At 70.8% G+C, this 23,642-nt stretch carries 25 protein-coding genes; 10 read left to right on the top strand and 15 right to left on the bottom strand.

Annotation, left to right across the window (positions count from 1 at the left end):
• Positions 1–17: 17 nt before the first annotated feature.
• Entirely contained in the window at positions 18–812 is a 795-nt protein-coding gene (locus AB0I98_RS23515; RefSeq protein WP_362944751.1) for a methyltransferase domain-containing protein, read from the bottom strand.
• A gap of 167 nt (positions 813–979) precedes the next feature.
• Here AB0I98_RS23515 and AB0I98_RS23520 point away from each other — a divergent pair, with 167 nt between their 5' ends.
• Positions 980–2,353 carry an alpha-lytic protease prodomain-containing protein gene (locus AB0I98_RS23520; RefSeq protein ID WP_362944753.1) on the top strand — a complete coding sequence of 458 codons (1,374 nt, stop codon included), beginning with the start codon at positions 980–982 and terminating at the stop codon, positions 2,351–2,353.
• Positions 2,354–2,414: 61 nt separating this feature from the next.
• On the opposite strand, the gene AB0I98_RS23525 is transcribed toward AB0I98_RS23520, so the two are convergent.
• The 7 genes from AB0I98_RS23525 to AB0I98_RS23555 all read right to left on the bottom strand — a co-directional run bounded on the left by AB0I98_RS23525 (position 2,415) and on the right by AB0I98_RS23555 (position 7,767).
• Positions 2,415–3,494 (bottom strand): serine hydrolase domain-containing protein, encoded by a 1,080-nt coding sequence (locus AB0I98_RS23525; protein ID WP_362944755.1) that lies wholly within the window; start codon positions 3,492–3,494, stop codon positions 2,415–2,417.
• Positions 3,491–4,411 (bottom strand): hypothetical protein, encoded by a 921-nt coding sequence (locus AB0I98_RS23530; protein ID WP_362944757.1) that lies wholly within the window; start codon positions 4,409–4,411, stop codon positions 3,491–3,493. Before AB0I98_RS23530 ends, AB0I98_RS23525 begins: the two co-directional genes overlap by 4 nt.
• Entirely contained in the window at positions 4,408–5,373 is a 966-nt protein-coding gene (locus tag AB0I98_RS23535) for a hypothetical protein (RefSeq protein WP_362944759.1), read from the bottom strand. The genes AB0I98_RS23530 and AB0I98_RS23535 overlap by 4 nt, the downstream gene beginning before the upstream one ends.
• Positions 5,370–6,080: a hypothetical protein gene (locus tag AB0I98_RS23540; RefSeq protein WP_362944761.1), complete on the bottom strand. Its 711-nt coding sequence runs from the start codon at positions 6,078–6,080 to the stop codon at positions 5,370–5,372. Before AB0I98_RS23540 ends, AB0I98_RS23535 begins: the two co-directional genes overlap by 4 nt.
• Positions 6,081–6,103: 23 nt before the next feature.
• Positions 6,104–6,292 (bottom strand): hypothetical protein, encoded by a 189-nt coding sequence (locus AB0I98_RS23545; protein WP_362944763.1) that lies wholly within the window; start codon positions 6,290–6,292, stop codon positions 6,104–6,106.
• Positions 6,293–6,404: 112 nt separating this feature from the next.
• Entirely contained in the window at positions 6,405–6,788 is a 384-nt protein-coding gene (locus AB0I98_RS23550; protein ID WP_362944765.1) for a hypothetical protein, read from the bottom strand.
• A 25-nt stretch (positions 6,789–6,813) separates the two neighbouring features.
• Entirely contained in the window at positions 6,814–7,767 is a 954-nt protein-coding gene (locus tag AB0I98_RS23555; RefSeq protein ID WP_362944766.1) for a hypothetical protein, read from the bottom strand.
• Between the two features lie 43 nt (positions 7,768–7,810).
• On the opposite strand from AB0I98_RS23555, the gene AB0I98_RS23560 reads away from it, so the two are divergent.
• A complete protein-coding gene (locus tag AB0I98_RS23560) occupies positions 7,811–9,001 on the top strand; it encodes a histidine kinase (protein WP_362944767.1) in 1,191 nt (396 codons plus the stop codon).
• A gap of 34 nt (positions 9,002–9,035) precedes the next feature.
• On the opposite strand, the gene AB0I98_RS23565 is transcribed toward AB0I98_RS23560, so the two are convergent.
• Complete coding sequence (locus AB0I98_RS23565) at positions 9,036–9,680, bottom strand: dihydrofolate reductase family protein (protein WP_362944769.1); 645 nt, start codon at positions 9,678–9,680, stop codon at positions 9,036–9,038.
• A 122-nt stretch (positions 9,681–9,802) separates the two neighbouring features.
• Between AB0I98_RS23565 and AB0I98_RS23570 the strand changes: the two genes are divergently transcribed.
• Positions 9,803–10,198: an antibiotic biosynthesis monooxygenase gene (locus AB0I98_RS23570; protein ID WP_362944771.1), complete on the top strand. Its 396-nt coding sequence runs from the start codon at positions 9,803–9,805 to the stop codon at positions 10,196–10,198.
• A gap of 258 nt (positions 10,199–10,456) precedes the next feature.
• On the opposite strand, the gene AB0I98_RS23575 is transcribed toward AB0I98_RS23570, so the two are convergent.
• Both AB0I98_RS23575 and AB0I98_RS23580 read right to left on the bottom strand, forming a co-directional pair.
• A complete protein-coding gene (locus AB0I98_RS23575; protein ID WP_362944773.1) occupies positions 10,457–11,827 on the bottom strand; it encodes a diacylglycerol kinase family protein in 1,371 nt (456 codons plus the stop codon).
• 296 nt (positions 11,828–12,123) lie between these two features.
• Complete coding sequence (locus AB0I98_RS23580; protein ID WP_362944775.1) at positions 12,124–12,903, bottom strand: NAD(P)H-dependent oxidoreductase; 780 nt, start codon at positions 12,901–12,903, stop codon at positions 12,124–12,126.
• Between the two features lie 138 nt (positions 12,904–13,041).
• Here AB0I98_RS23580 and AB0I98_RS23585 point away from each other — a divergent pair, with 138 nt between their 5' ends.
• Positions 13,042–13,890, top strand: a complete 849-nt coding sequence (locus tag AB0I98_RS23585; RefSeq protein ID WP_362944777.1) for a helix-turn-helix transcriptional regulator — start codon at positions 13,042–13,044, stop codon at positions 13,888–13,890.
• Between the two features lie 137 nt (positions 13,891–14,027).
• Here the strand turns inward: AB0I98_RS23585 and AB0I98_RS23590 are convergent, their stop codons facing one another.
• Positions 14,028–14,408 (bottom strand): helix-turn-helix domain-containing protein, encoded by a 381-nt coding sequence (locus tag AB0I98_RS23590; protein WP_362944779.1) that lies wholly within the window; start codon positions 14,406–14,408, stop codon positions 14,028–14,030.
• Between the two features lie 143 nt (positions 14,409–14,551).
• Between AB0I98_RS23590 and AB0I98_RS23595 the strand changes: the two genes are divergently transcribed.
• The gene (locus AB0I98_RS23595; RefSeq protein WP_362944781.1) at positions 14,552–14,959 is read left to right on the top strand and encodes a RidA family protein; all 408 of its coding nucleotides are present in this window, start codon (positions 14,552–14,554) and stop codon (positions 14,957–14,959) included.
• Positions 14,960–15,388: 429 nt separating this feature from the next.
• Here the strand turns inward: AB0I98_RS23595 and AB0I98_RS23600 are convergent, their stop codons facing one another.
• The gene (locus tag AB0I98_RS23600) at positions 15,389–16,027 is read right to left on the bottom strand and encodes a helix-turn-helix domain-containing protein (protein ID WP_362944783.1); all 639 of its coding nucleotides are present in this window, start codon (positions 16,025–16,027) and stop codon (positions 15,389–15,391) included.
• Positions 16,028–16,185: 158 nt separating this feature from the next.
• Between AB0I98_RS23600 and AB0I98_RS23605 the strand changes: the two genes are divergently transcribed.
• Complete coding sequence (locus AB0I98_RS23605) at positions 16,186–17,028, top strand: SDR family NAD(P)-dependent oxidoreductase (protein WP_362944785.1); 843 nt, start codon at positions 16,186–16,188, stop codon at positions 17,026–17,028.
• Between the two features lie 140 nt (positions 17,029–17,168).
• Here the strand turns inward: AB0I98_RS23605 and AB0I98_RS23610 are convergent, their stop codons facing one another.
• The gene (locus AB0I98_RS23610; RefSeq protein WP_362944915.1) at positions 17,169–18,509 is read right to left on the bottom strand and encodes a glycoside hydrolase family 43 protein; all 1,341 of its coding nucleotides are present in this window, start codon (positions 18,507–18,509) and stop codon (positions 17,169–17,171) included.
• Positions 18,510–18,809: 300 nt separating this feature from the next.
• On the opposite strand from AB0I98_RS23610, the gene AB0I98_RS23615 reads away from it, so the two are divergent.
• The 4 genes from AB0I98_RS23615 to AB0I98_RS23630 all read left to right on the top strand — a co-directional run bounded on the left by AB0I98_RS23615 (position 18,810) and on the right by AB0I98_RS23630 (position 22,602).
• Positions 18,810–20,234, top strand: coding sequence for an amidase (locus AB0I98_RS23615; protein WP_362944787.1), 1,425 nt, complete (start codon positions 18,810–18,812; stop codon positions 20,232–20,234).
• A gap of 49 nt (positions 20,235–20,283) precedes the next feature.
• The gene (locus tag AB0I98_RS23620; RefSeq protein ID WP_030044637.1) at positions 20,284–20,502 is read left to right on the top strand and encodes a hypothetical protein; all 219 of its coding nucleotides are present in this window, start codon (positions 20,284–20,286) and stop codon (positions 20,500–20,502) included.
• 134 nt (positions 20,503–20,636) lie between these two features.
• Positions 20,637–22,103: an SPFH domain-containing protein gene (locus AB0I98_RS23625; RefSeq protein ID WP_362944789.1), complete on the top strand. Its 1,467-nt coding sequence runs from the start codon at positions 20,637–20,639 to the stop codon at positions 22,101–22,103.
• A 55-nt stretch (positions 22,104–22,158) separates the two neighbouring features.
• Positions 22,159–22,602: a type II toxin-antitoxin system PemK/MazF family toxin gene (locus AB0I98_RS23630; RefSeq protein ID WP_362944791.1), complete on the top strand. Its 444-nt coding sequence runs from the start codon at positions 22,159–22,161 to the stop codon at positions 22,600–22,602.
• Here AB0I98_RS23630 and AB0I98_RS23635 read toward each other — a convergent pair.
• A complete protein-coding gene (locus AB0I98_RS23635) occupies positions 22,587–23,408 on the bottom strand; it encodes a TIGR02452 family protein (protein WP_362944793.1) in 822 nt (273 codons plus the stop codon). The genes AB0I98_RS23630 and AB0I98_RS23635 overlap by 16 nt on opposite strands.
• Positions 23,409–23,642: the final 234 nt, after the last annotated feature.

Below are 23,642 nucleotides of genomic sequence, written 5' to 3' on the forward strand. Positions count from 1 at the left end.
GTCTGCCGAAGCGGCTCTCAGGGGCGTCGGCCCACGGCGATGAAGTGGGCGGCGAAGAAGCGGTGTCCGCTCGCGGTCTGTTCGGCCCGGCGGAAGGCGTCGTCCCAGCGGGCGATGTCGTCCGGGGTCGCCAGGCCCTCGGCGACGAGGGTGTCGCGGGCGGCCCAGACGGGTCCGCGCATCCCGGGCGGGGGCGTGAAGACGTCGATGTGGCCTTCGAAGGTGACGACGTCCAGGCCCGCTGCGGTGAGCAGTTCGTCGAGCCGGGTGCCCACGGTCAGGTCGTTGCCGCGGCGCCGGTGCAGTTCGCGGTAGCGGGCGTCCATCTCGTCGAACTCGGGAGGGGCGTTCCGCAGACCGGAGGAGTTCAGGTCGATGTCCACGAGGTACACCGCGCCGCCGCCGGGCCGGGCCAGCGCGGCGAGGTGGTCGACGATCGCCTGCTCACGGCCGCCGTTGTGGGCCAGCACATGCCGGAGCATCACCAGGTCGAAGGTGCCCTCGGCCAGCCCGGTGGCGTCGGCGGACCCGGCAGAAGTGTGCACGGGTACGCCGGTTCGTGCGGCTAGTACGGAGGCGACAGCCAGCGTGTCGCCGTCCCGGTCGACCGCCCACACGGCACCGTCCGGGGCCGCCATGCCCGCCAGCCGCACCGCGATCGCGCCCGGTCCGCATCCCACGTCGGCGATCCGCGCGCCGGGCACCGCGCCGGCGGCCACCCACAGATCGTGCTCCCGCCGCTCGGCGGCATCGGCCATGAGCCGGTAGCGCTCGATCTCCGAGTCGCTGAGGGTCAGTGCGTAGTCGGCCACTTCGGTCCTTCCTCTCCTCCGGTTCGCGTGCGGCCTGCATAGCGCACATGGCACGCTCAACGTCCCCCAAAGCGCGAAAAATCAGCGCCTTTGACATGAACTCATGTCTTTCCGTGAACGCCTTGACTCCGTCGCATTCTCACCCGTACTCGATGGAGGTACATCGCATGATCGGCAGACATGCCGCGGCCGGTCGCCGCACCGCCCTGACCGCTCTCGGGATCCTCGCCCTCACCGGGATCACCTCGGCCGCGGCGGCCGAGCCGCCCAAGCCGGTGCCCGGGTCCACCGCCGCCCAGACGGTCGGTGCCGACCGGCCGTCGGCGGCGCTGCTGCGTGCGCTGCAGCGTGACCTCGGGCTGACGCCGGGCCAGGCGGCCGAGCGACTGGTCAACGAGGCGGAGGCGGGCGTCCGTGCGGGCCGCCTCCGCAGCGCCCTGGGCGAGCGCTTCGCGGGGGCCTGGCTGCGGGGGGCGACCTCCGCCGAGCTCACCGTCGCGACCACGCGGGCCGCCGACGTGGCCACCATCCGGGCCCAGGGCGCGAAGGCCGCGGTCGTCAAGCGGTCGTTGAGCCAGCTGCAGGCCGTCAAGGAGAAGCTGGACACGGCCGCCACCCGGGTCACGACACGGGACACTCCGGTCTGGTACGTCGACGTACCGGCGAACCGGGTCGTCGTCGAGGCGGTCAGACAGTCGGCCGCCACCGCCTTCATCAAGGCGGCCGGCCTCCAGGGCCAGGACGTCGGCGTCCGCGTGTCGTCGGCGCGGCCACGGCTGCTGGCGGACATCGTCGGCGGCGACGCCTACTACATCGAGACCACGGCCCGCTGCTCCATCGGCTTCTCCGTCACCAAGGGCACGCAGCAGGGCTTCGCCTCGGCCGGCCACTGCGGCGACAGCGGCGACAAGACCACCGGCTACAACAAGGCCGACCAGGGCACGTTCAAGGCCTCCACGTTCCCCGGCAAGGACATGTCCTGGGTCGCCGTCAACACCGAATGGACCGCCACGCCCGACGTCAAGGGCGAGGGCGGCGAGAAGACGGAGATCACCGGCTCGGTCCAGGCACTCGTCGGGGCGTCGGTCTGCCGCTCCGGCTCCACCACCGGATGGCACTGCGGCACCGTCCAGCAGCACGACACGAGTGTCGACTACTCCCAGGGCACCGTCGACGGCGTCACCAAGACCAGCGTGTGCGCCGAGCCGGGTGACTCCGGCGGCCCGTACGTCTCCGGCAGCCAGGCGCAGGGCGTGACCTCCGGCGGCTCGGGCGACTGCACCAGCGGCGGGACCACCTACTACCAGCCGGTCAACCCGATCCTCAAGGACTTCGGCCTCGTCCTGAAGACCGCGTCCGCCGAGGCCCTGCCGCCCGGTCAGCAGGACAACGCGGTGCAGGGCGCATGGGCCGCCGGCCGCGTCTACGAGGCCGGCGACACGGTGACCCACTCCGGTGTGCGCTACCTGTGCCTGCAGACCCACCAGGCGCAGGGCGTGTGGTCGCCGAGTGCGACTCCGGCCCTGTGGCAGAAGCTGTAAGCGTTGTACGACGTCGGGTGCGGGGGCGCTGCTCCCGCACCGTCCGCTCCCCCATCGCCTGCTACTCCTCCGCGAGGAGCGCGTACGCGGTGGCGACGAAGGAGTCGCGGGCGCGGAACCGTCGGGTGCACAGCGCGACCAGGGCCGTGCCCGTGTCGGGCCTGAAGCCGAGGAAGGCCTGCTGGCCGAGGGTCGCCCCGCTGTGGAAGTACATCGGTCCGCCGTTCGTGGGATGCCGGAACCACGCCATCGTGTGCGTGTGCCGGTGTCCAAGACCGCGGCGCAGCAGGGGCGTGCGTACCGCCCGCAGTGCGCCGGCCAGCGGGGAGCCGACCGGGTCGAGGTGGGCTTCGAGAAAGGTCAGCAGATCGTGCGGGGTGGCGCGGACGGCACCGGCCGCCGGGAAGCCGCCCGCGTCGAAGGCGGCGGTGCGGGTGCGGCCGTCCTTGCCGTGTCCGACGGCGTCGGTCTTGGGGTCCTCCGGCCGAAGCGCGGTGCCGCTCAGGCCGAGAGGACGCAGTATGTGCGCGCCGAGCAGCTCGTCCCAGGCCGTGCCCGTGACCGCGGCGAGGGCGTGGCCGAGCACGGCGACGCCGAAGTTGGAGTACTCCCATCGTGTGCCGGGCCGGTGCCGGGGGCGGTGTCGCAGGAACGCCCGGGTCACGCGCTCGGCGGGATAGCGGCCGTAGGGGTTGGTGCGCCAGGCGGGAAGCGCCCGCACGTAGAAGTCGGCCGGCAGGGTGGGCAGTCCGGCGGTGTGCGTGATGAGGTGGGCGAGCGTCACCGGGGCCGGTTCGGTCCGCCGGGCCGGGTCCAGGCAGGCGGCGGCCGGCTCGCCGCCGGTCAGCAGGCCGCGCTGGATGAGCTGGGCCAGCAGCAGTCCCGTGAACGTCTTGGACGCCGACCCGATCTCGTACCGCAGGTCTTCGCGGGGGACCGGCGGGGGCGGGGCCGTGCCGCCGCAGTACAGGGTGCGACGGCCCGCCCGTGAGACGGCGAAGACGGCGTCGGGCGCGTCGACGGCGTGGACGGCGCTCTCCAGCCGCTCCCGCACCGTGTCGTCGCTGCCGGGGGTGCCGCCCGTGCCGTGCCGGTCGATGTCGTCGGCGCCGCCCGGCCAGGGCGTGGAGCGGCCGGTCATGGGGTGGCGTGCGCCAGCTCGGTCAGGGCGCGGGAGGTGGCCAGCACGGATGCGAAGGCGGCGACCAGCGTCGGGTGGTAGACGAGGTCGAACACCTCGTCCGGGTCGCCCTCGGGCATCGTCCCGAAGGCGGGCATGGCACCGTCGGGCTGCTGTGCGGCGGCGAAGCCCTCCCATGCCCGTACGTCCAGGGTGGGGCGGGGCAGACAGGCGTCGACGACGAGGAGTTCGCCGAGCAGGTCCCAGCGCTTCAGGTCCAGCCAGTCGTCGATCCAGACCGGCAGCCACATGGCGAGGTAGTCGGCGATGTCCGGGGGCAGGCCGTCGGGGTGCTCTCCCCAGTCGGTGAGGTGGAACACCGCGTGGGTGACGTCGTAGGCGATGTGCCCGCTGACCGTCCAGGGCTCGGGCGTGCGGGCCAGCCAGGTGGCGCCGACGAGGTCCGCCTCGGGCGGGCTGGGCGTGAGGCCGAAACGGCGCTGGAACGCGGCCAGTCCGAGGCGTCGGGTCGGATCGAGTTCGAGGGCCGCCCAGCTGTCGAGCCGGTGGTAGAGGACGGTGGCGCGCTCCACCTCGGGTTCGCTGTACCCGAGTTCCTTGTAAGGGAGGTACACCTCGAAGGGGATGGGCGAGAGCGGCTCGATGCGCTGCCCGCGGACCAGCATGCGGCCGCCGTCCAGGGTGTGCCGCCAGGTGTGGTCCACGAGCTTGCGCGCCAGCTCGGCCTGCTGCGATCCGGCCACGCCCTCGCGGAACAACACCCGGCAGATCAGGGCCAGTTCGCCGACCGGTTTGAAGCGCTCGAGGAAGCCCACTTCCGGATCGACGTCGGGCTCCAGGCGGAATCCGTCGCGATGGGCCCACAGCCACTCCAGGGCGCGGACGCCGACGGTGTGTATGAGACGGGTGTCGGTCATCCGGGCGCTCCTTGTTCCTCGTACCCGTGGTGCGTACCGCCCTCGTCCGTAAGGCACTTGAGGGTCTGTGCCGCCGCGAACGCGGCCATCAAGGTGGAGTGGTAGCAGCGGCGGAAGTCCGGCTCCGGATCTGCTCCTTCGTCGCCCTGCGGGCCCTGTTCCGGGAGCGCACCCGAGGCGTGCTGCGCCTGCGCGATCCGCGGCCAGGCGTGCTGAAGGGTCGCGGGGTCGGGCGGGGACGGGAGGCTCGCGGCGACGATCAGCAGCTCGCAGCTGAGGTCCCACATCCCGGCGTCCAGGCAGGTGTCGAGCCAGGGGGGCAGCCAGTCGGCGAGGTAGGCGGCCAGGTCCGCGGGGACGCCCTCAGGGGTGCGGCCCCAGGCGGTGAGGTGGAAGACGACGTGAGTGAGCGCGTACCCCGAGGAGCGCTCGAACGTCCATGGTTCCGGCAGTCCGCCCAGCCAGGTGCGGCGCAGTAACCGCGTGTCCTGTTCCGGCCGGTGGATGCCGCTGCGGTGCTCGGCCTTCAGGACGCCGAGCCTGCGGGTCGGTTCCTGCTCGGTCAGCCGCCAGCCCCGCGTGCGGGCCGTCGTGGCCGCGGCGGCCTCGTACCCGGAGTGCCGCAGTCCGGCCGAGGCGAAGACGGAGTAGACCTCCAGGGGGTACGTCGCGAAGGGCTCCAGCGCCTGGAGCCGCAGGAACAGCTCACCCCGGCCGGTCTGCCGCCACGCGAACCCCAACAGGTCGGAGGCGCAGGCGTGCAGCGGGTCCGACGGTGGGGTGTGCGCGCGTACGCTCGCGCAGGTCTGGGCGAGTTCCCCGAGGGGTTTCCAGGTCGCGTCCACGTGGCCGTCCGCGGTGAGCGCGTCCTCCCCCAGCGTGAAGTCGACGCGGTGCGCGGACAGCCAGGCGAAGGCGCCCGCTGCCACGTCCCGGATCTCGCCGACGTCCATTGCCGTCATACGAGCGCTCCGGCGGCCCGTATGACGCGTGCCGCCTGTGCCTGGAGAGCCACACGGGGGTCCGTGCCGCCCATCAGTTCCACGAAGTCCAGTCCCGCCTCGAGGCCGAGTGCGTCCGGTACGTCCTCCAGCAGGGTCAGCCAGCGTCCGGCGCCGGCCGCCTGCTGCCAGTCCCTGCGGCGCACCGCCCGTACGAAGCCCCGGGCCACGTCGACCGTGCGGCGCCGGGCCGCGCGCGCCACCGCGCAGTCCTCGCCGGGCACCGCGAGCGGGGCCAGGACGGCGAGTTGGTGGGTCAGCACCTGCCAGGTCGCCTCGTCGAGCCAGCGGGCGTCGGGCTCCGCGGTCGCGTCCGTGCCGGGCGGGCCGGTCGTGGGTGGGTCGAGCCGCCGTAGCGTGCGACGCATGGCCCAGTGGCTCCACATGACGGTGGGAGCCGCGTCCGCGCGAGGCGGAAAGGCCTCCACTGTCTCCCGGAACACGGTGAGGGTCTCCGGAGCGGGCGGGGTGCGGAAGAGGACGTGCGGCAGCAGCAGATCCGCTCCCAACACGCGTACGGCTGCGAGCGCGAGGCTTCCCCCATGGCCGTCGACGGCCTCTGTGCCGGACACTCGCACGTGGTCCCCGCCACGCAGGGCGGAGACCACGTCCGACGCAACGTCCTGCACCGCGCCCTGCAAGAGGGTCGTAGCGCCTGACTGCTCCATTCTCAGCTGCTCCCGTCGTCCGCTCAGCCCTTCTTGGGGCGAGGGGTCGGCGGGGACAGCAGCAGCTTGGTGTCGGCGGAGAGCAGCGCCAGTGCGGCGCACTCCCGGCTGTCGCGGAAGACACCGTCGGGCTCCGCGGGGTCTAGCGCCGCCTCGATGTCGATGCTCCGGACCTCCGTGAATTCCTTGAACGCCTTGTCAGTGGAAGGCATATCACCATCTCCTCTGGGTTCACCCCCTCCACAACCCAGATCACCACAGAGTCACAGAGCACGCATCTTTTCCCAGGCGTGGCAATACGTCACTTCTTCAACATTTTGGTGCCTAGTCCTCCTCCGTGAGCGGGGCGACGTCCAGGACCGCGGGCGTGGCGTCGTACTCGCAGAGGATGTCGGCGATCAAGGCCGGCACGCGGCCCCGTTCGTCCCTCGGGGCGTGGCCGAAGTCCACGGTGATGTCCCAGGGCCCGTGCCCCGCGCCCGCCGGCTGGGAGATGTAGGACGGCGTCGGGAGGTCGCCGGTGGGCAGCGGGGTGGTGCTGCCCACCTCCCACAGGGCCTCCCAGATGCGGCGGAGTGCGGGCTTGACGCGCTCGGGCGGAGCGTCGGCAAAGACGGTGATGCTGAGCGTGACGTCCGCGTAGTCGCGCAGCGCTTCCACGAGTTGGGAGGTGATCTCGATGTCCTGAGGGCCGTTGCTGTTCGGCATGGTGTTCTCCGGTCGGGCCGTTCCGTCAGACCGGCACCGGGACGGATACGGGGATGGGGATGGGGATGGGGATCGGGAGCGGCGGTTGCTGCTGATTGAATTCGCGCTGTTCGCGGTTCCCCTCGGCCTTCAGCGCAGCCCGGTGATGACGTCTACCGAGTCGGCCCAGTCCTGGAGTTCCTTGCCCTTGAGGAACAGCAGGTTCCGCACGGCGCCGTTCGTCAGGTATTGGTCCAATTGCTGTTCCGTAGGAGAAGCGCGCGGTGGCCAAGTCACGGCCGACAGGGGCGGTGTTGGAGTTCTGCGGCACCTTCGTGTCGATGTGCTGGTGGAGGATCTGCGGGAGGCTGTCGCCGACCGTCCACTGGTAGCAGACCTCGGTGTGCGGAGCGGAGTCGTCGCCGGTACGGCCCTGCCGGCGGACCAGGTAGCCGTCGCCGTCGTCCGCGCGCGTCAGGCGTCCGGCACCGTCGTAGGTGTAGCGGATCCGCCGTCCCGTCGACTCGATGGCGACCAACTGGTCGGCGGCGCCGTACAGATAGCGCGTGGCGTGGCCGTCGGTGACAGTCATGGTGCGGTTGCCGGCGATGTCGTAGCCGGCGTCGGTGGCGACCGTCGTACCGGCGCGCGTGAGGTGCGCGGCGACGAGTTGGCCCGCGGGGTCGTAGGTGTAGTCGCGTACGGCGGTGCCGTCGGCGTGCCGGGTGATGGGGCCCTCGCTGTCGCGGTCCAGGGTGACGTAGGGGGCGACGACGTTCGAGCGGAGCTCGGTGATTCGGTCAGGCTGTGGTGCGCGGGGCGGACGGCGGGGGCGCGAGCAGGCTTGTGGTCGGTGAAGTCGGAACTTGTTGCGCCGCGTCGCGTACTCCTGATGTCCGGGGTGAGGGATGCCCGTGGTGAGGGTGCGGGCCCACCCTCGCCCGCGCGCCCCAGCGCGCCTCGGCCATAAGGTCGGCGTCTCGGCAGCTCCCTCGGTCATTCGGCCGATCCCGCTGCCGGGGGTTCGGCCTACGGTGATCGGCATGAACTCCGTTTCCGCCCAGGGCTGCGTCCGCGGCCTCGCCGTCGGTGTCCTGCTCGCCGCATGTGTCGTCGACGTGCTCTTCGCGGGCTCCGACGGGACGAGCGTCCTGCCGATGGCGGGTCCCGTCTGGCCGACCCTGGCCATGGTGCTCGTCGGGCTGGCCGCCGTGCTGTGGCCGACCGGGCGGCGGCCCGAGTGGCTCACGCCGCAGGTGCGCACTGCCGTGCCCGCTCTCCTCTCGGCCCTCCTCACAGCCGCTTCGCTGCTGGTCCTGGAGGCGGTCATGCTCGGCCCGGGCGAGATCATGATCCTGCTGTGCCTGCTCTTCATCGCTGTACGGCACTGCCCGCCGCGCTGGGCCGTGGTATGCGGCGCCCTCGACGCGGGCGCGCTGCTGGTTCTGCCAGTGCGCCACGGCGTAGCGCTGAGCAGCGATGTGCTGGGCCTGCAGATCCTCGGTCTGCTGCTGGTCGGCCTCGTCGCGGGGTTCGCGGGCTATCTGCGCTCGATGGACTACCGCCGCACCGTCGCCGTCAGCGATACCCGCCGCAGCGAACGCCTGGCCATCGCCGCCGACCTGCACGACTTCGTCGCCCACCACGTGACGGGCATCCTCGTGCAGACCCAGGTGGCCCGCATGATGGCGACCACCCAGCCACAGGACCTGGACCCCGTCCTGGCCGGCATCGAACGCGCCGCGACCGAGGCCCTCGCCTCGATGCGGCGCACCGTCGGCGTGCTGCGCGACACCGGTCCCGAGGCGGCCGACCGCCGCCCGGTAGGCGACCTCGCGGGCATCGCGGAACTGGTCGAGGGCTTCGCGACGCCGGGCCAGCAGGTCGCCCTGCACCGCGACCCCGCCCTGTCCCCCGACACCCTCCCCCACGAGGTGCAGGCGGCGGCCTTCCGGGTGGTCCAGGAGGCCCTCACCAACATCCGCCGGCACGCGGCCGACGCCACGCACATCGAGGTCCGCCTGCGATACGACACCGACACCGAGCGCCTGGTGGTGTCGGTGGCGGACGACGGCCGCGGCGGCACCCAACTCCCGGCCGCCGCCCACGGCGGCGGCTTCGGTCTCGTCGGCCTGAAGGAACGGGTGACCGCCCTGGGCGGCGAACTGGAGGCCGGGCCGCGGGGCGGCGCGGGGTGGGAGGTGCGGGCGGTGTTCTCGGCGGGGCGATCCTGAGGGGAGTCCTCCTGAGGGAGTCCTGAGGGGAGTGTCACTTCCGCCAGAAGAGGTGGTGCGTCACGCCGCTCGGGCTGGGCACGACGTCCAGGTGGAACCGGTCGAGCAGTTCATCGGGCGACTCCCAGAGGCGAATTCCTGACCCGAGCTTCACCGGCGAGACCGCCACATGCATCGTGTCGACGAGGTCCGCGTCAAGGAACTGCCGGATGGTGGTGACCCCGCCGCCGAGCCGGACGTCCTTGCCCTGCGCCGCCTCCCGGGCCTGCTCCAGGACGGTGGCAGGGTCCCCGTCGACGAAGTGGAACGTCGTGTCGGAGAGGGTGAACGACGGACGCTTGTGGTGCGTCATGACGAACACCGGCGTACGGAACGGGGGCTCGTCCCCCCACCAGCCGCGCCACTCATGGTCGTGCCAGGGCCCACGCTGGGGGCCGAACTTGTTGCGGCCCATGATCTCGGCGCCGATGTTGCATGCGAAGTCCCGAGTGAAGTAGTCGTCGAGGCCCCGGCTGCCCCCGGGGTCGGTGCGGTTGGGCCAGCTCGCCGTGGCACCGGCCCAGGAGAACAGCCTCGCGGCATCGGGGAGGCCGAACGGACTCTCGAAGCTCTGGTCCACGCCGGCGCCCACTCCGTCACTCGAGACGTTGAAGTTCTGCACTCTCAGCAGCTGATCCATGGGTTCTCCTGTGCTGTCGCCGGGCGGGGCCTTCCCTGCCTCTCACCCCTGCGTCGAATGGGAGACGGCCGGATCGACAGTTCCCCCGGAATTACATCGTGTGCTCCGCATACGGTGGCGTCATGAGCGATCACTCGGAAGCGCCTGTCGCGCCCGTCGAGGCCCATGAACCTCCCTACTACGTCGCCGTCTTCACCACGGTGCGAACCCAGGACCAGAGCGGCTACAGCGAGACCAACGCACGCATGGAAGACCTGGTGAAGGACATCCCTGGGTTCCTGGGAATGGACCACGCCCAGACTCCCGGCGGGCTGGGCATCACCGTCGGGTACTTCCGCGACGCCGACGCCCTCACGGAGTGGCGGACCAACACCGAGCACCGCGCGGCACAAAAGCGCGGGCGAGCCGAGTGGTACCAGAGCTACACGCTGCACGTGGCGAAAGTGGAGCGGAGCCACGGGTTCACGCGAGCGGAATACGGGCAGAGCCCGACGGGGGCTGAGCAACCGAGCGCTTGACCACCGAGGAACGAGGAAAAGGTGCTGCCCCGGATCACCCCGTACGGCGGCGGCCTCCTGCACACCTCACGACGCCACTCGAACACTCCCGCGGAGCGGATGGCCCACGCCCGACGGGTCCCCGTCGACGAGCCTGGCGCCCACTCGCCCACAGGCACCGCTGGCTGACCAACCGACCGAGGTCCCGCTCGCCCAGACCCTTCCCAAGCGCGCCCGCACGGCCGAGGTCGACGTGGTCCGTCCTCACGGAGGGTCGGGTCAGCGCATGCTCGAGTGACCGTGTCCGTGACCGCGGCGGGGTGCCGCCGTGCGGCCGACCGTGGCCGCCAGTTTGCGCAAGCGGCGCCAGTTCAGGGGCGGTTGACGCTTGGGAACGCCGGGCCGCTTGCGGGGAAGGCGGACGCGCAGCGCGCCGGGGGCGATTCGGCAGTGCACCGGGGTGGGCAGGACAAGGGCTTCGCCGTCGAGGCCGACCTCGATCTCCGCACGGTCGGCGTCGATGACGACCTCGGGAGCGGTGAGGATGGTGAGACCGTCCGGTTCGGGGTCCAGGAGCAGCGCGGCGGCCTCGGCCGCGCTGTCCACCCGGACGCCCAGGACGCCGAGCGCGGCGCTGTCGAGGCGTTCGCGCCGACCGAATCCGAAGGGGTCGTCCGTGCGGTAGGGATTGTTGCTGACCAGCACGGCCTGCGGGTCGGTGAGGGTGCTGACCCCGGCGCGGGCGGTGAGCCGCGGGCCCTGCTGCCGGGTGAGGAGATCGGGTAGCAGGTCGAGACTGGTGCCGATTTTGTCTTCGCGGTACGCGGGGCTCTGGACGACGGCCGCATACGCGCCGAACGAGGCGTTGTTGACGAAGGGGTGCCGGCCGGCGAAGCCGAGGTCGACGCGGACCTCCACACCGTCGGTGAGTGCGTCGAGGCAGGTGGCGGGGTCGGCCCGGTCGAGGCCGAGGTCCATGGCGAAGTGGTTGCGGGTCCCCGCGCTGATCACCAGGAAGGGGATGTCGTGCTCGGCGGCGACGGCCGCGACCAGTGCCTGGGTGCCGTCGCCGCCGGCGACGCCCAGCAGGTCCGCGCCGTACGCGACGGCGTCACGGGCGAGGGCGGCGACGTCGTGGGGGGACTCCGGGTCCAGCAGAACGACGCGCGCGCCCAGCCGTTCCGCTTTGTCCTTGAGGTCGAACCGGGTCACTTTGCCGCCGCCGGAGCGCGGATTCATGATCAGGAACGGGCGCCGGGGTGGCGGCGTACGGCGCTCCCTCATCACACGGCTCCGGTGATCGCCGGTGCCTCGCAGGGCGTACCGGCCAGCCCAGACGGCCACCGCCCACAGCGCCAGGGACAGCGGCAGGGCCCAGAAGAAGGTGGCTGCGAACAGGACGACGAGGACAGCGGGCACCGCCACGGCCAGGACCGCCGCGGCTGCGCGCACCGGACCGCGCAGGGTGAGCGTCCACCACACCGCGGCCGCGGTGACGGCCAGGCCCGCCGCCGCGGCCACCAGCAGCAGTACGCCGCCGATGCCGTCGTAGGCGAGGGGGACGACGACCGCGAGCGCGGCCGCGGCCAGCGCTGTCCTCGCCGCCCATCTCTGCGTGCGGTAGGCCCGCCTGCTCAAGTCCTTCGCCACCCTGCCTCCCCTCGCCGACGTCATCGTAGGACTACGCCCTTTGTCCTGTTCCGGCGCGACCGGCGCCGCGTGATGTCGAGGTCGGGCTGAGTCCTGCCTGCGTGTGGGAGGTCCCTTCTCCTGCGCCCCGTCTACTCGCCGTCTGAAACGGCGCATCCTGGACGCCTTCGACGCGAGCCGGCTGCCCGGCGGCCTGCCGTGAGGAACCCTGTTCCACAAGAGGAGCTGTGGAGTCGCGTACGCGCACGGAGAGGCCGACTCCAGCGGCCGCCCAGCTCAGGGTGTCGGGTCGGCGGTCAGCCGCGCACGTGCAGCCCGAAACCCGTGCGGCCCGCCGGCTCCAGTCCCTCCTTCAGGTGCAGCGAGGGGATCTCGTAGTCACCGAAGTTCTGCCGCCGGAACGCGATCGGCTCGGTCGACTCCAGGGTGAGCAGGCGCTGCTCCCATGCCTTGGCGACGTCCGGGTAGTCCTCGTCGCGCATCCGGTCGGTGCCGTACAGCACGAACGGCGGCAGCGCCTCGATGCCCGGGTAGTAGAGGATGCCGTGGTGGATCGGGAACAGCAGATCGTCGATGGGGCCGTTGATCCCGCGAGCGGCGTAATGCGACTCCGGGCCGCCGGCGGTCACCGACAGCAGCGCCTTCCTGCCTGCGAGGGTGCCTTCGCCGAAGCGCTCGCCGTACTTGGTGTCGCTGTGCTCGCCGACGCCGTACGCGAAGTGGTAGGTGAACACCCGGTCCACCCAGCCCTTGAGGATCGCGGGCATCGTATACCACCACAGCGGGAACTGGAAGATGATCGTGTCGGCCCACAGCAGCTTCTCCTGCTCGGCGAGGACGTCCGGGGTGAGCGTCCCGGCGTCGAAGGCCCGGCCCGAGTCCAGGGCGACCTTCAGCGGACTTGAGGCGTTGGGGCCGTAGTCCGCGGCGTCCACGACCGCCTTCCAGTTCATCGCGTACAGATCGCTCACCCGTACCTCGTGCCCGGCGGTCTCCAACGTGGACACCGCGAGGTCCTTCAGCGAGCTGTTGAGCGACTGCGGCTCCGGGTGGGCGTAGACGATCAGCGTCTTCATGGGAACTCCTTCGGATCGGATGCCGTCGATCCTGGGCGCAGCGGCGTCCGGCGTTCAGGGGCTCCTCTTCCATCGGACGGGACTTCCTGGTACTGGCAGGACCACCTTCAAGGGCGCCACCGACGCGATACTGGGAACATGGACGATCTTGCGGGCTTCCTGCGGACCCGGCGTTCCCGGGTCGACCCGGCGGCCGTCGGCATCCCCACCGACAGCCGCCGCCGGGTCGAAGGGCTGCGCCGCGAAGAGGTCGCGCACCTGTCCGGAGTCAGCGTCGACTACTACGTACGCCTGGAGCAGGGCCGCGCGACCCAGCCCTCCGAGCAGGTCCTCGACGCACTCGCCCGCGTCCTCGGCCTCGACGAGACCGAACGCGGGCACCTCTACCGGCTCGCCCGGCAGCGCCGCCGCCGCGCGAAGGCGCCGGGCGGGCGGGTCCGGCCGGAGCTGCTGCGCGTCCTCGACCTGGTCGCCGACGCACCCGCGCTGATCGTGGACCACCGCCTGGACGTGCTCGCCGGGAACCGCCTCGCCGGGCTCCTCTACGGCCGGCCGATGCCGGGTCTGAACACCGCCCGGCACATCTTTCTCGAGGAGGCCGAGCGCGGTCTTTACGCGGACTGGGAGAAATGCACCCTCGACGTGGTCGGGCACCTGCGGCTGGCCGCCGGCAAATACCCCGAGGACCCGCGCCTGGCCTCGCTCATCGGCGAGCTGGCGATGGGCAGCGAGCGTTTCCGCCGCCTCTGGGCCCGCGCGGACGTGCGCGCCCGCACACATGGACGCAAGGCGTACCGGCACCCGCTGGTCGGACTCCTGGAACTGCACCAGGAGAACTTCGCACTACCGGACGAATCAGGCATGGAGCTGCTGGTGCTGTCCCCGGCCCCCGGCAGCCCCGCCGAGGACGGGCTGCGCCTGCTCGCGGGCCTGGGCGCGGACAGCGGCGACGCGCATCCCACGGCGAACGCTCAGGTCCGCGAGTAACTCAACTCAACGACGCCCACCCACCGCAACCGACACCTCAGCCCTGCAGGCCAGCGGACCCGCCTCTACAAGATCGAGGACTCACGGAAGGGCGGTCACAACCCGCTGGTTGGCTACGCTGAGCACGCAGCCGACCGTCAGGCGTCGAAGCGGCGGCGAGCGGCCTCGATGTGACCGAAGTACTGGTGGGTCCAGCCGCACATTCCGTCGACCGTTGCGCGCAGGGCTTGACCCGGCTCGGTGAGGGTGTATTCAACCCGCGGTGGAACGGTGGGGTGCACGGTGCGCTCGACCAGGCCGTTGCGCTCCAGCATGCGCAGGTTCTGGGTGAGCATCTTGTGGCTGATGCCCTCGATCTCGTTCCGCAGTTCGGTGAAGCGCAGGGTGCGATCACCGAGACCCTCGACGATGAGGAACGCCCACTTGTTGGCGACGTCGGAGAAGATCTCTCGTGCCAAGGAGTCCGCACGCGCCAGGTCTGCATCCTCGGGCAAGCCTGTGAACTGCTTGGTCACCATAAGGTTCTCCAGTCACTGAAAAGTGCGTTCTTCCACGTCAGCGCCCACTCTCTTACAGTTCCCGAGTAACCACAAGAGACCGACAGCGTCTTGGTCGGCGCGCGCGCGAGCCCACAGGCGCTCAGGACGAGGAGACAGACAGCATGGCCATCACCTTTGTGAACCCCGACGGATTGCCCAAGATCGACGTCTACCGGCAGGTGTCGATCGCATCCGGGTCGAGGCTCGTCTTTATCGCCGGGCAGGTCGCCTGGGACGCCGAGGGCGTCACGATCGGCGAAGGCGACCTCGCCGCCCAGGTCGAGCAGAGCTATCTCAACGTCGGCACCGCCCTGGCCGAGGCCGGTGGCTCCTTCGACGACGTGGCGAAGCTGACCTTCTACGTCGTCGACTGGACCCCCGACAAGATGCCCTCACTCCTGGAAGGCATCTCCCGGGCAACCGCGAAGCTCGGGATCACCCCGGCCCCGCCGGCCACGCTGATAGGCGTCGCGGCACTGGACGTCCCCGACCATCTGGTCGAGATCGAAGCCACCGCGGTCCTCGACTGAACAGATGCCCTTTGCCACTGAGCGCCGGAATGGCCAACTACGGCGCCCAGTGGCCAGTTCGTTCACGTCCCTGTGGCGTTGGCGTACTTGGTCAAGGAGGGGTGTCGCCGGTGCAGTCAGTGTTTAGACGCTAGCCCGGGGCGCCCGCCGAGTTCTCTCGCGACCTCCCTCGTCGCCGAGCGTGCTGGCGCGGAAGAACGGCGCCGCGGTTCGGTCAGGCCCGTCACCTGTTCCACGACGGTCCGGCGTTGACTACGAGTTGCCGTACTTCGAGGTTCACGCCCGGCAAGAGGACATCCTCGCGCGTCTCCACCCGCATGCCAGCGGGATTCCCAGGCGGAACGGTCCTGCAGTCCGGGCTGTGCCAAGCCGGGGCCACTGCGGAGTCAGAGATTGGGGCTGCTGAAGGCGGCCTGGTGAAAGCCGAGGTCAGTCAGCGCGGCCAAGACTGGGCAGCGGCGCCTGGTGGGGACGGGCGCGCAGCCCGTCGAGAAGGATCGCCAGATAGCGTCGCCACGTCTCGGAGGGGTGTTCGGCGGGCAGGGCCATGACGGCGTCGATCATCGCGGCGATGGGTGCGATGTCGGCCTCGGTGACTCCGTCACGCAGCGCGCCCTGCGTACGGGCCCGTGCCAGTAGTTGCTCGCAGTGCGAGGTGATCTCCTGCCGCGCTCGGGCAAGGCCGGTGCCTTCGATGATGCCGTGCCGCATCAGCTCACGCAGCCCGCGGTTGTGCGCGGCCCGCGCCAGGGCCCTCTCAAGGAAGCTGGCCAAGGCGGCGAATGCGTCGTCCTCGGCCCGAGCCTCCCGCGCCATCGCTGCGATCTCGCCGAGCTCTGCACCGAAGACGGCCTCCGCGAGCGCCTGCTTGTCGGGGTACTTCCGGTAGACGGTGCCGACTCCGAGGCCGGCGTGGTGCGCGACATCGTTGAGCGTGGCCTGAAGGCCGCGTGCGGCGAAGACCTCGCGTCCGGCCTCGAGAATGCGCCGACGATTGAGCTCGGCATCCCGCCTCAGCGGACGCCCCCCTGCCGCAGCGGGTTCCGCGCCTGCAGTCTGCCTGCCCATGAACGACTCCTTCTGCTGTGCCCGAACCCGAACCGGATAAATCATATCCGCTTCGTGGTACGGTCCTCGCGTAAGCGGATACGCGATATCCACATAGTGGTTCCGTGGCATCGGGCTGCGTGCCGGTCGCACAGCTCGGAGGGGAAGGAGAGTCAGGGATGCAGACCGTGGTCATCACCGGAGGAACCGACGGGCTCGGCAAAGGGCTCGCACTGCACTACCTGCACCAAGGAGCGCGCGTGCTCGCCGTGGGCAGCACGCCCGCCAAGGGCGAGGCCCTCCTGGCGGAGGCGACGACCCTCTCAGCCGGTGACCGTGCCACTTTCCTGCAGGCCGACCTGACCTCCGTAACAGCGACCCAGGAACTCATCACCACGATCGAGAGCACCTGTTCCTCGGTGGACAAACTCATCCTGTGCGCCCAGCGATACCGGCTCTTCGGCCCCCGCACCGTCACCCGCGAAGGATTCGAGCACAGCTTCGCCCTCGCCTACCTGAGCCGATACTTCCTCAGCCACGGCCTGCGCAAGACATTGGAGTCCGCACCGCGACCGGTCATCATGAACGTCGGCACCCCCGGCATCCCCCTGGGCCGGATCCACTGGGACGACCTGCAGCTGACGCGCCGCTACAACGGCACCCAAGCCACCCTGCAGTCCTTCCGCGCCAACGACCTGCTCGGCGTGGCCTTCGCCGCGGTGCACGCCAACACCCCGATCCGCTACATCGGCTACAACCCTGGCGTCGTAGCGACCGGCATGCCCAACCACCTTTCACAGCCGCTGCGCGCCCTCACCAAGACGTCCTTCGCCCTGCTCGCCACCTCCGTGGCAAAGGCCGTCATCCCGATGTCTCATCTCCTGGACGAACCGCCGGACGAACGCTTCACCGCCTACCGCACCACACGCCAACTACCCCTTAAAGGCACAGCTTTCGACCAGGACGCCGCACTGCGCCTGCACCGCCTCACACAGGACCTGGTGCTCCGGCAAGGGGCGTAGCCACCACGGAAGAGCGGTCAGCACCAACCAGCGTGCTCAGCCACAACTGTTGTGGCCGGGAACTCCCGGGAAATCCAGAGAACTGGAGGGAAGTATTCCGCAGTCGCTACAGCAACTCCCCAGGTCAGCAAGTACTCAGCTCAGCCCCAGGCCCCCACCGGCACGAACGAGCTGTCCTGCCGGAAGAGATCCGTCCCGTTCGAGCGCTCAACGCGTAGTTGGTAGCCGTAGTGGCGCAGGTAGTGGCCCGGGTAGTTGTAGGACTCGAAGCGCAGCGCGCCGCCGCTCGTGCCGGTGCGGGCGATGAAAGTGGCGTCTCTGGCGAAGGTGGTCGTGCCGTCGTGGGCGTCGAAGCGGGCGCGGAAGTCGTAGTGGCGCAGGTAGTTGCCGGACGCGTCACGGAAGGAGTAGGCGTTCGCGTCGGCCAGGCCGGCGACCACCGAGAAGGTGGCGGCCTGCTTCTCCGCCGTCGTGCTGGAGCCGCTGACCACGGGGAGGTTGAGCAGGGAGGACTGGGTCTGCCAGTAGCGGGTGGGGTAGTTGGCGGACTGGAAGGAGCGGGTGATGCCCTTGGCGAGGGCCGGGCCGCCGGAGACCGTCTCCTTGATCACCGTGAAGTGGCGGGCCGTTCCGGATACGGCGGGGAGTCCGGCCGGGGCGGACCAAGCGGCGAACGTGTCGTAGCTGTCGCTGTAGTAGTACGTGCCGTCGCCGTAGCCGTCGAAGAAGATGCGCCAGCCGCCGTTGTCGAGTTGCACCAGCGCCGGGCCCTCGCGGTAGCTGCCCCAGCCTGCCCAGTTGCCGGTCCGGCTGATGGTGTAGGGGCCGGTGAGGCTCGACGCGGTGCCGTACTCGATGTACTTCGTCGTCTCGTTCTTCGTGAACGCGTGGTACGTCGAGCCGGTCTTCACGATGAACGTGTCGATGTGGTTGGCGCCGATGCCCGACAGGGCCACCGGTGAACTCCACGCCGTGAGCGCCGAGTTGGTCGCCTTCAGCAGGTACGGCGTGAAGATCCACTCGTCGTTCGTGGTCGAGCAGGACACGATCACGTTCACGCTGCCGTCACTGTCGACGAACCACTCCGGCGCCCAGGCTCGGGACAGGTTGGCGATCGGGACCGTGTAGTCGTACAGGAAGGTCCAGTTGACGCGGTCGGAGCTGCGGGCGAAGCCGATGGTGGTGCTGGTGTCCTGCCAGGTGTGTGTGGTGTAGGTGATGTAGTAGTAGCCGTTCGTGTGTCTGAAGATGCTCGCGTCGCGGATGCGGTTGCTCGGCGGGGTGTACGCGGAGGACCGGGCCAGGCGGAAGTCGGTCGCGTCGTCCGACGTGTAGACGTTCACCGTGCCGTCGTCGCTGTTGAGGAACGGCACGATCGTGTAGCGGGTGGCCGACCCGCTCGGCGGTGCCGCGGCCGCGGCCGTGCCGAGGAGGCCCGGCACTTCGCCCAGTACGAGTGCCGTGGCGGGCAGGGCGGCCATCGCGCGCAGCAGGGTGCGGCGGGACGGCGTGGGGGGACGTGTGGTGGTCACGGGCGGCTCTCCCTCAGACACTGGGCCCGCAAAAGACACTGGGCCGCAAACACGGGTGTACGAGATGTCGAACACAGTTCGGCAAGTCGATCAGAAGGTAAGGGCGAGGTGGAGGGCCGTCAATGCTTTGGACGCGAGCCGGTGACACCGGTGTGACATCCGGGAAAGCGCCTGTCCGGCCAGGGACGTTCCGTCACCGCCGCGCGGACGTTACCGTTCGGTAGACAATGTCCTTCCGGAGGTGTCCGTATGACGCTCGACCGTGCCGCAGGCCTCACGGAGTCCGTCCGTGCGCTGGCCGACGGGGAGATGACGTCCCGGGCCATGGTGGCCGAGGCCCTGGCGCGGATCGAGGCGAGCCAGGGATCGCTGAACGCCTTTCGGATCGTACGGGCCGAGGCCGCGCTCGCCGAGGCGGACGCCGCCGACAAGGAACTGGCGTCCGGGGTGCGCCGGCCGCTGCTCGGGGTGCCGGTGGCCGTGAAGGACGACATGGACGTGGCGGGGGAACCGACGGCGTTCGGGTGTGCGGGCGAGTTCCCGCCCGTCGCGGAGGACGGTGAGGCGGTACGGCGGCTGCGCGCGGCCGGAGCCGTGATCGTCGGCAAGACCAACACCTGCGAGCTGGGTCAGTGGCCGTTCACCGAGGGACCGTCCTTCGGCGCGACCCGCAATCCATGGCACCCGGAGCACACTCCGGGCGGCTCGTCCGGCGGCTCGGCGGCAGCGGTCGCCGCAGGCCTGGTGCCGGCCGCGCTCGGTTCGGACGGCGCCGGTTCGGTGCGGATCCCGGCGTCCTGGACCCATCTGATCGGCATCAAGCCGCAGCGCGGGCGCATCTCCACCTGGCCGCGCGGCGAGTCGTTCCAGGGCATCACCGTCAACGGCACCCTCGCCCGCACGGTCGCCGACGCCGCCCTGCTCCTCGACGCGGCAAGCGGCAACCACGCACAGGACCCGCACCGGCCGCCCGCCCTGAACCTCTCCGAGGCGGTGGGGCGCGACCCCGGACGGCTGCGTATCGCGCTCTCCCTCAAACCGCCCTTCACCGCCCTGCCCGCGCGGCTGCTGCCGGAAGTGCGGGACCGCGTCATCGAACTCGCCGAGAAACTGGGCCGGTTGGGGCACACCGTCGAGGAGGCCGACCCACCGTACGGGCAGATCGGCCTGACCTTCGTCCCCCGCGCGACCGTCGGAATCGCCGAGCGCGTCCGCGACGTGCCCTTCCCCGACCTCCTCGACCGGCGCACCCGGGACGCCGCGCGCCTCGGCAGGCTGCTGGGCGGGCCCCCGCTGCGTGCCGCGCGGCGGGCCGAGGCGGTCCTGCACCGCCGTATCGGCGCGTTCTTCACGTCGTACGACGTGATCCTCGCGCCCACGACGGCCGCTCCCCCGCCGCGCATCGGCTCGATGCTGAACCTCGGCGGCCTGGCCACCGACCGCGCGATGATCGCCGCCTGCCCCTACGCCTGGCCGTGGAACGTGCTGGGCTGGCCCGGCGTGAACGTCCCCGCGGGCTTCGCCACCGGCGGACTGCCGGTCGGCGCGCAACTCCTCGGACCGGCGAACAGCGAGCCCCTGCTGGTGTCCCTGGCCGCCCAGCTGGAGGCGGACCGGCGCTGGCACGACCGGTGGCCGCCGCGGCAGGCCACCGCTGATTCCCCGGCGGCGTAAGGGCGTTCGCCCCATAACGCCGTGACCATGGAGCCCGTACGCTGTGACGATGGACGATGCGTCGATGGTCGGGCTCATGGGGCGGGTCACCGGGACGATCGGGCCCGGGCTGGTCGGCGAGGTGATCGTCCGGGTGCGCGGGGGCGCCGAGCACTTCCTCGCCTATCCCGCGTCGGGGACGGACCGCATCGAGCGCGGCACAGTGGTGATGGTCGTGGAGTACCTGCCGCCGAGGACCGTCTACGTCCAGGCGGCGTACGACAGTTGAGTCCGCACCGGCGCAGGTGAGAGCCGTATGCGTCAAGGTTGTGACAAGGATCCGCCAGCGTCTTCACCCCGGCCCCGGACAGGCGCACACTCCCCTTCATTCGGTGCCGAGCGGGCACCATGAAAAGGGGGCGAATGCCGATGGTTGTCGGCGTCGTAGCGGGGGTGGCGCTGGTCGCCGTCCTCGTCGTGATCGGTCTGTTCAAGCTGATGTGGCGGGTCGCGGAACCGAACGAGGCATTGATCATCTCCGGGTCCAAACACCGGACCGAGGGCCTCGAGGAGGGCATGGGATTCCGCATCGTCACCGGGCGCGGCACGCTGGTGCTGCCCGGTGTGCAGGCGGTGCGCAAGCTCTCGCTCGACCTGAACGAGACCGAACTGTCCGTGGACTGCGTGACCCACCAGGGCATTCCGCTCAAGGTGCGCGGCGTGGTCATCTTCAAGGTGGGCGACGACTTCGTGTCGATCGCCAACGCCGGCCGCCGCTTTCTGGACCAGCAGAAGCTGATGGCGGAGCGGGTGCACAACGTGTTCGCCGGTCATCTGCGGTCCATCGTGGGCGGGTTGACGGTCGAGGACATGATCCGGGACCGGGAGAAACTGACCGGGCAGACCCGGGCCGCGTGCGGCACGGAGATGGAGAAGCTGGGTCTGATCGTCGACTCGTTGCAGATCCATGAGATCGAGGATCCGACCGGGTACATCAAGAATCTCGCGATGCCGCACGCCGCCGCCGTGCAGCGGGACGCGCGCATCGCGCAGGCCGAGGCGAACCGGCGTGCCACCGAGGCCGAGCAGCAGGCGGCGGCCAGGATGTCGGAGGCCACCCGGGACAGCGAGATCCTCCAGGCCGGCTACCAGGCGGAGCGGGACAAGGCGGCGGCCGAGGCGCGTCAGGCGGGGCCGCTCGCCGATGCCGCGTCCCGCCAGGAAGTCGTCGTCCAGGAGACGCGGGTCGCCGAGTTGGAGGCGCACCGGCGTGAGCAGCAGCTCCAGGCGGACGTCCGTAAGCCCGCGGACGCGCAGGCGTACGAGAAGCGGACGCTGGCGGAGGCGGAACGCGACGCGCGGATCTCTGCCGCGCAGGCCAAGGCGAAGGAGACGGAGCTGGCGGCCGCCGCCGAGGCGACGCGGGTGAAGACGGCCGCGGGCGCCGAGGCCGAGGCGACGAAGGCGCGGGGCGCCGCGGCGGCTACGGCGACCAAGGCCACCGGTGAGGCCGAGGCGGCTGCCGCTCAGGCCAAGGGTCTGGCGGCGGCCGAGGCGACCAAGGCCAAGGGCCTCGCCGAGGCGGAGACCATCAAGGCGCGGGCCGCCGCGCTGGCGGAGAACCAGGAGGCCGTGGTCGCCCAGCAACTCGCCGAGAACTGGCCGGAGATCGTGAAGGCGGGCGCGAGCGCCTTCGGCAGTGTCGACAACATGGTGGTGCTCAACGGCGCCGACGGTATGGCCGACATGCTGGCCAAGGCACTCACGATGGGCGGCACGGGGCTGGGGCTGGCCCGGCAGCTGCTGGCGTCCATGAACCAGAACGGGCAGAGCCCGAACGGGACGCCAACGCCCGCGCAGCCGGTGCCGGTGGAGAAGGACCCGAACTGACCGACCGCGGGCCCTCGTTGCCGGGGGCCCGCACTCACCCTCTACTGTGAGCCGGGTGAGCGCACCCACCGATGACATCCCCGGCCGCTACGGTCCCACCGCCACCATCGAGGCCGACCCCCGTGAGGTCGGCCGGGTGCGCACCGAGTACTCGCCCGCGCACGACGGCGACCCCGATCCCGGGGAGATCGTGTGGACGTGGGTGCCGTATGAAGAGAACGACGGGCGCGGCAAGGACCGGCCCGTTCTCGTGGTCGCCCGCGAGGCCGCCGGGACGTTTCTCGCCGTGCAGTTGTCCAGCAAGCGGCATGACGGCGACCGTGAGTGGGTGCCGATCGGGAACGGGCCGTGGGACAAGTCCGGGCGCGACTCGTGGGTCGACGTCGACCGGGTGCTGCGGCTGCACGAGCAGGGCATGCGGCGGGAGGCGTGCGCGCTGGACCGCATGAGGTTCAACCTGGTGGTGCACCGGCTGCGGTTGCGTTACGGCTGGAGCTGACGCTCCGGAAACGCCCGTACGAACGCTTCTCGCACCCCGGCTCCCGGCGTGCGGTCCAGCACCCCGAACACCACGTGCTCGAAGCACCCGGCGAACCGGCCCTCGACCAGCAGTCCCCGAAACACCCCCGCCACCTGCGCCGGATCGTTGCGGAACACCCCGCAGCCCCAGGCGCCCAGCACCAGCCGTCGGTAGCCGTTCGCCGCGGCCGTCTCCAGTACGCGCTCGGCCCGCACCGCCAGGGCCCGCGGCAGCTCTTGCGCGCGCTCCGGCACCGTACGCAGCACCACCCCCGCATTCGGTGCCGCCGCCGTCAGGAATCCGGCGGTGTGCGGCTCGTCCAGCAGGTGGCCGCGGTCGTCGCGGAAGACGGGTACGGCCGGTGAGTGGATGACGCGGTCCGTGTAAAAGACGTCGCGGTGGGCGCGGTGGTGGTCGTAGAACTCCCGCACCCCGACCAGGCACGTGTACAGCGCGGAGGCCCGGCACAGGGCCTCTTCCTGGGCCTGCGCGCCGTTGAGGAAGCCGCCGCCGGGGTTGCGGGCCGAGGCGAAGTTCAGGACGGCCGTTCCGGGGCCGAGCCGGCGGGCCGCCTCGAGGCTGCTCTCGCCGGTGACCTCGAAGAACGTGTCCGCCGAAGGCGTCGCAGTCACCGGCACCGGGTCCGGGCCGTACATCCGCGTGCCGGACCGGGCGGCCTCGATCGCCGCCGCGAGGGACACCTCGCGGCCGTCGGAGGCGCGGTACGCGCCGGCCGCCACGATCTGCTCGGTCTCTCGTGCGATGCCACGGAGGCGCGCGCTCATGGCGCCACCCCCGTAGGCGTCATGAACGCGCGCCCCGCGCGCTCCCCCGTCGTGCTCATGCAGGCATCGTGAGCGATGCTGGTCATGCGGTGCAACAGAGTTTTCCGCCCCCGGAAAACGCCCGGACAAGCACCCGGGACGCGGAGGTTACGGGTCCCGAACGTGCCGGTACGCACTCTTGTGCGAAGCGACGCGAGGGTCTTGGGTGGATCGGTGTGCCGCCTCCGGCCTACC

The sequence above is a fragment of the Streptomyces sp. NPDC050211 genome (assembly GCF_040656035.1).
Lineage (GTDB): Bacteria > Actinomycetota > Actinomycetes > Streptomycetales > Streptomycetaceae > Streptomyces.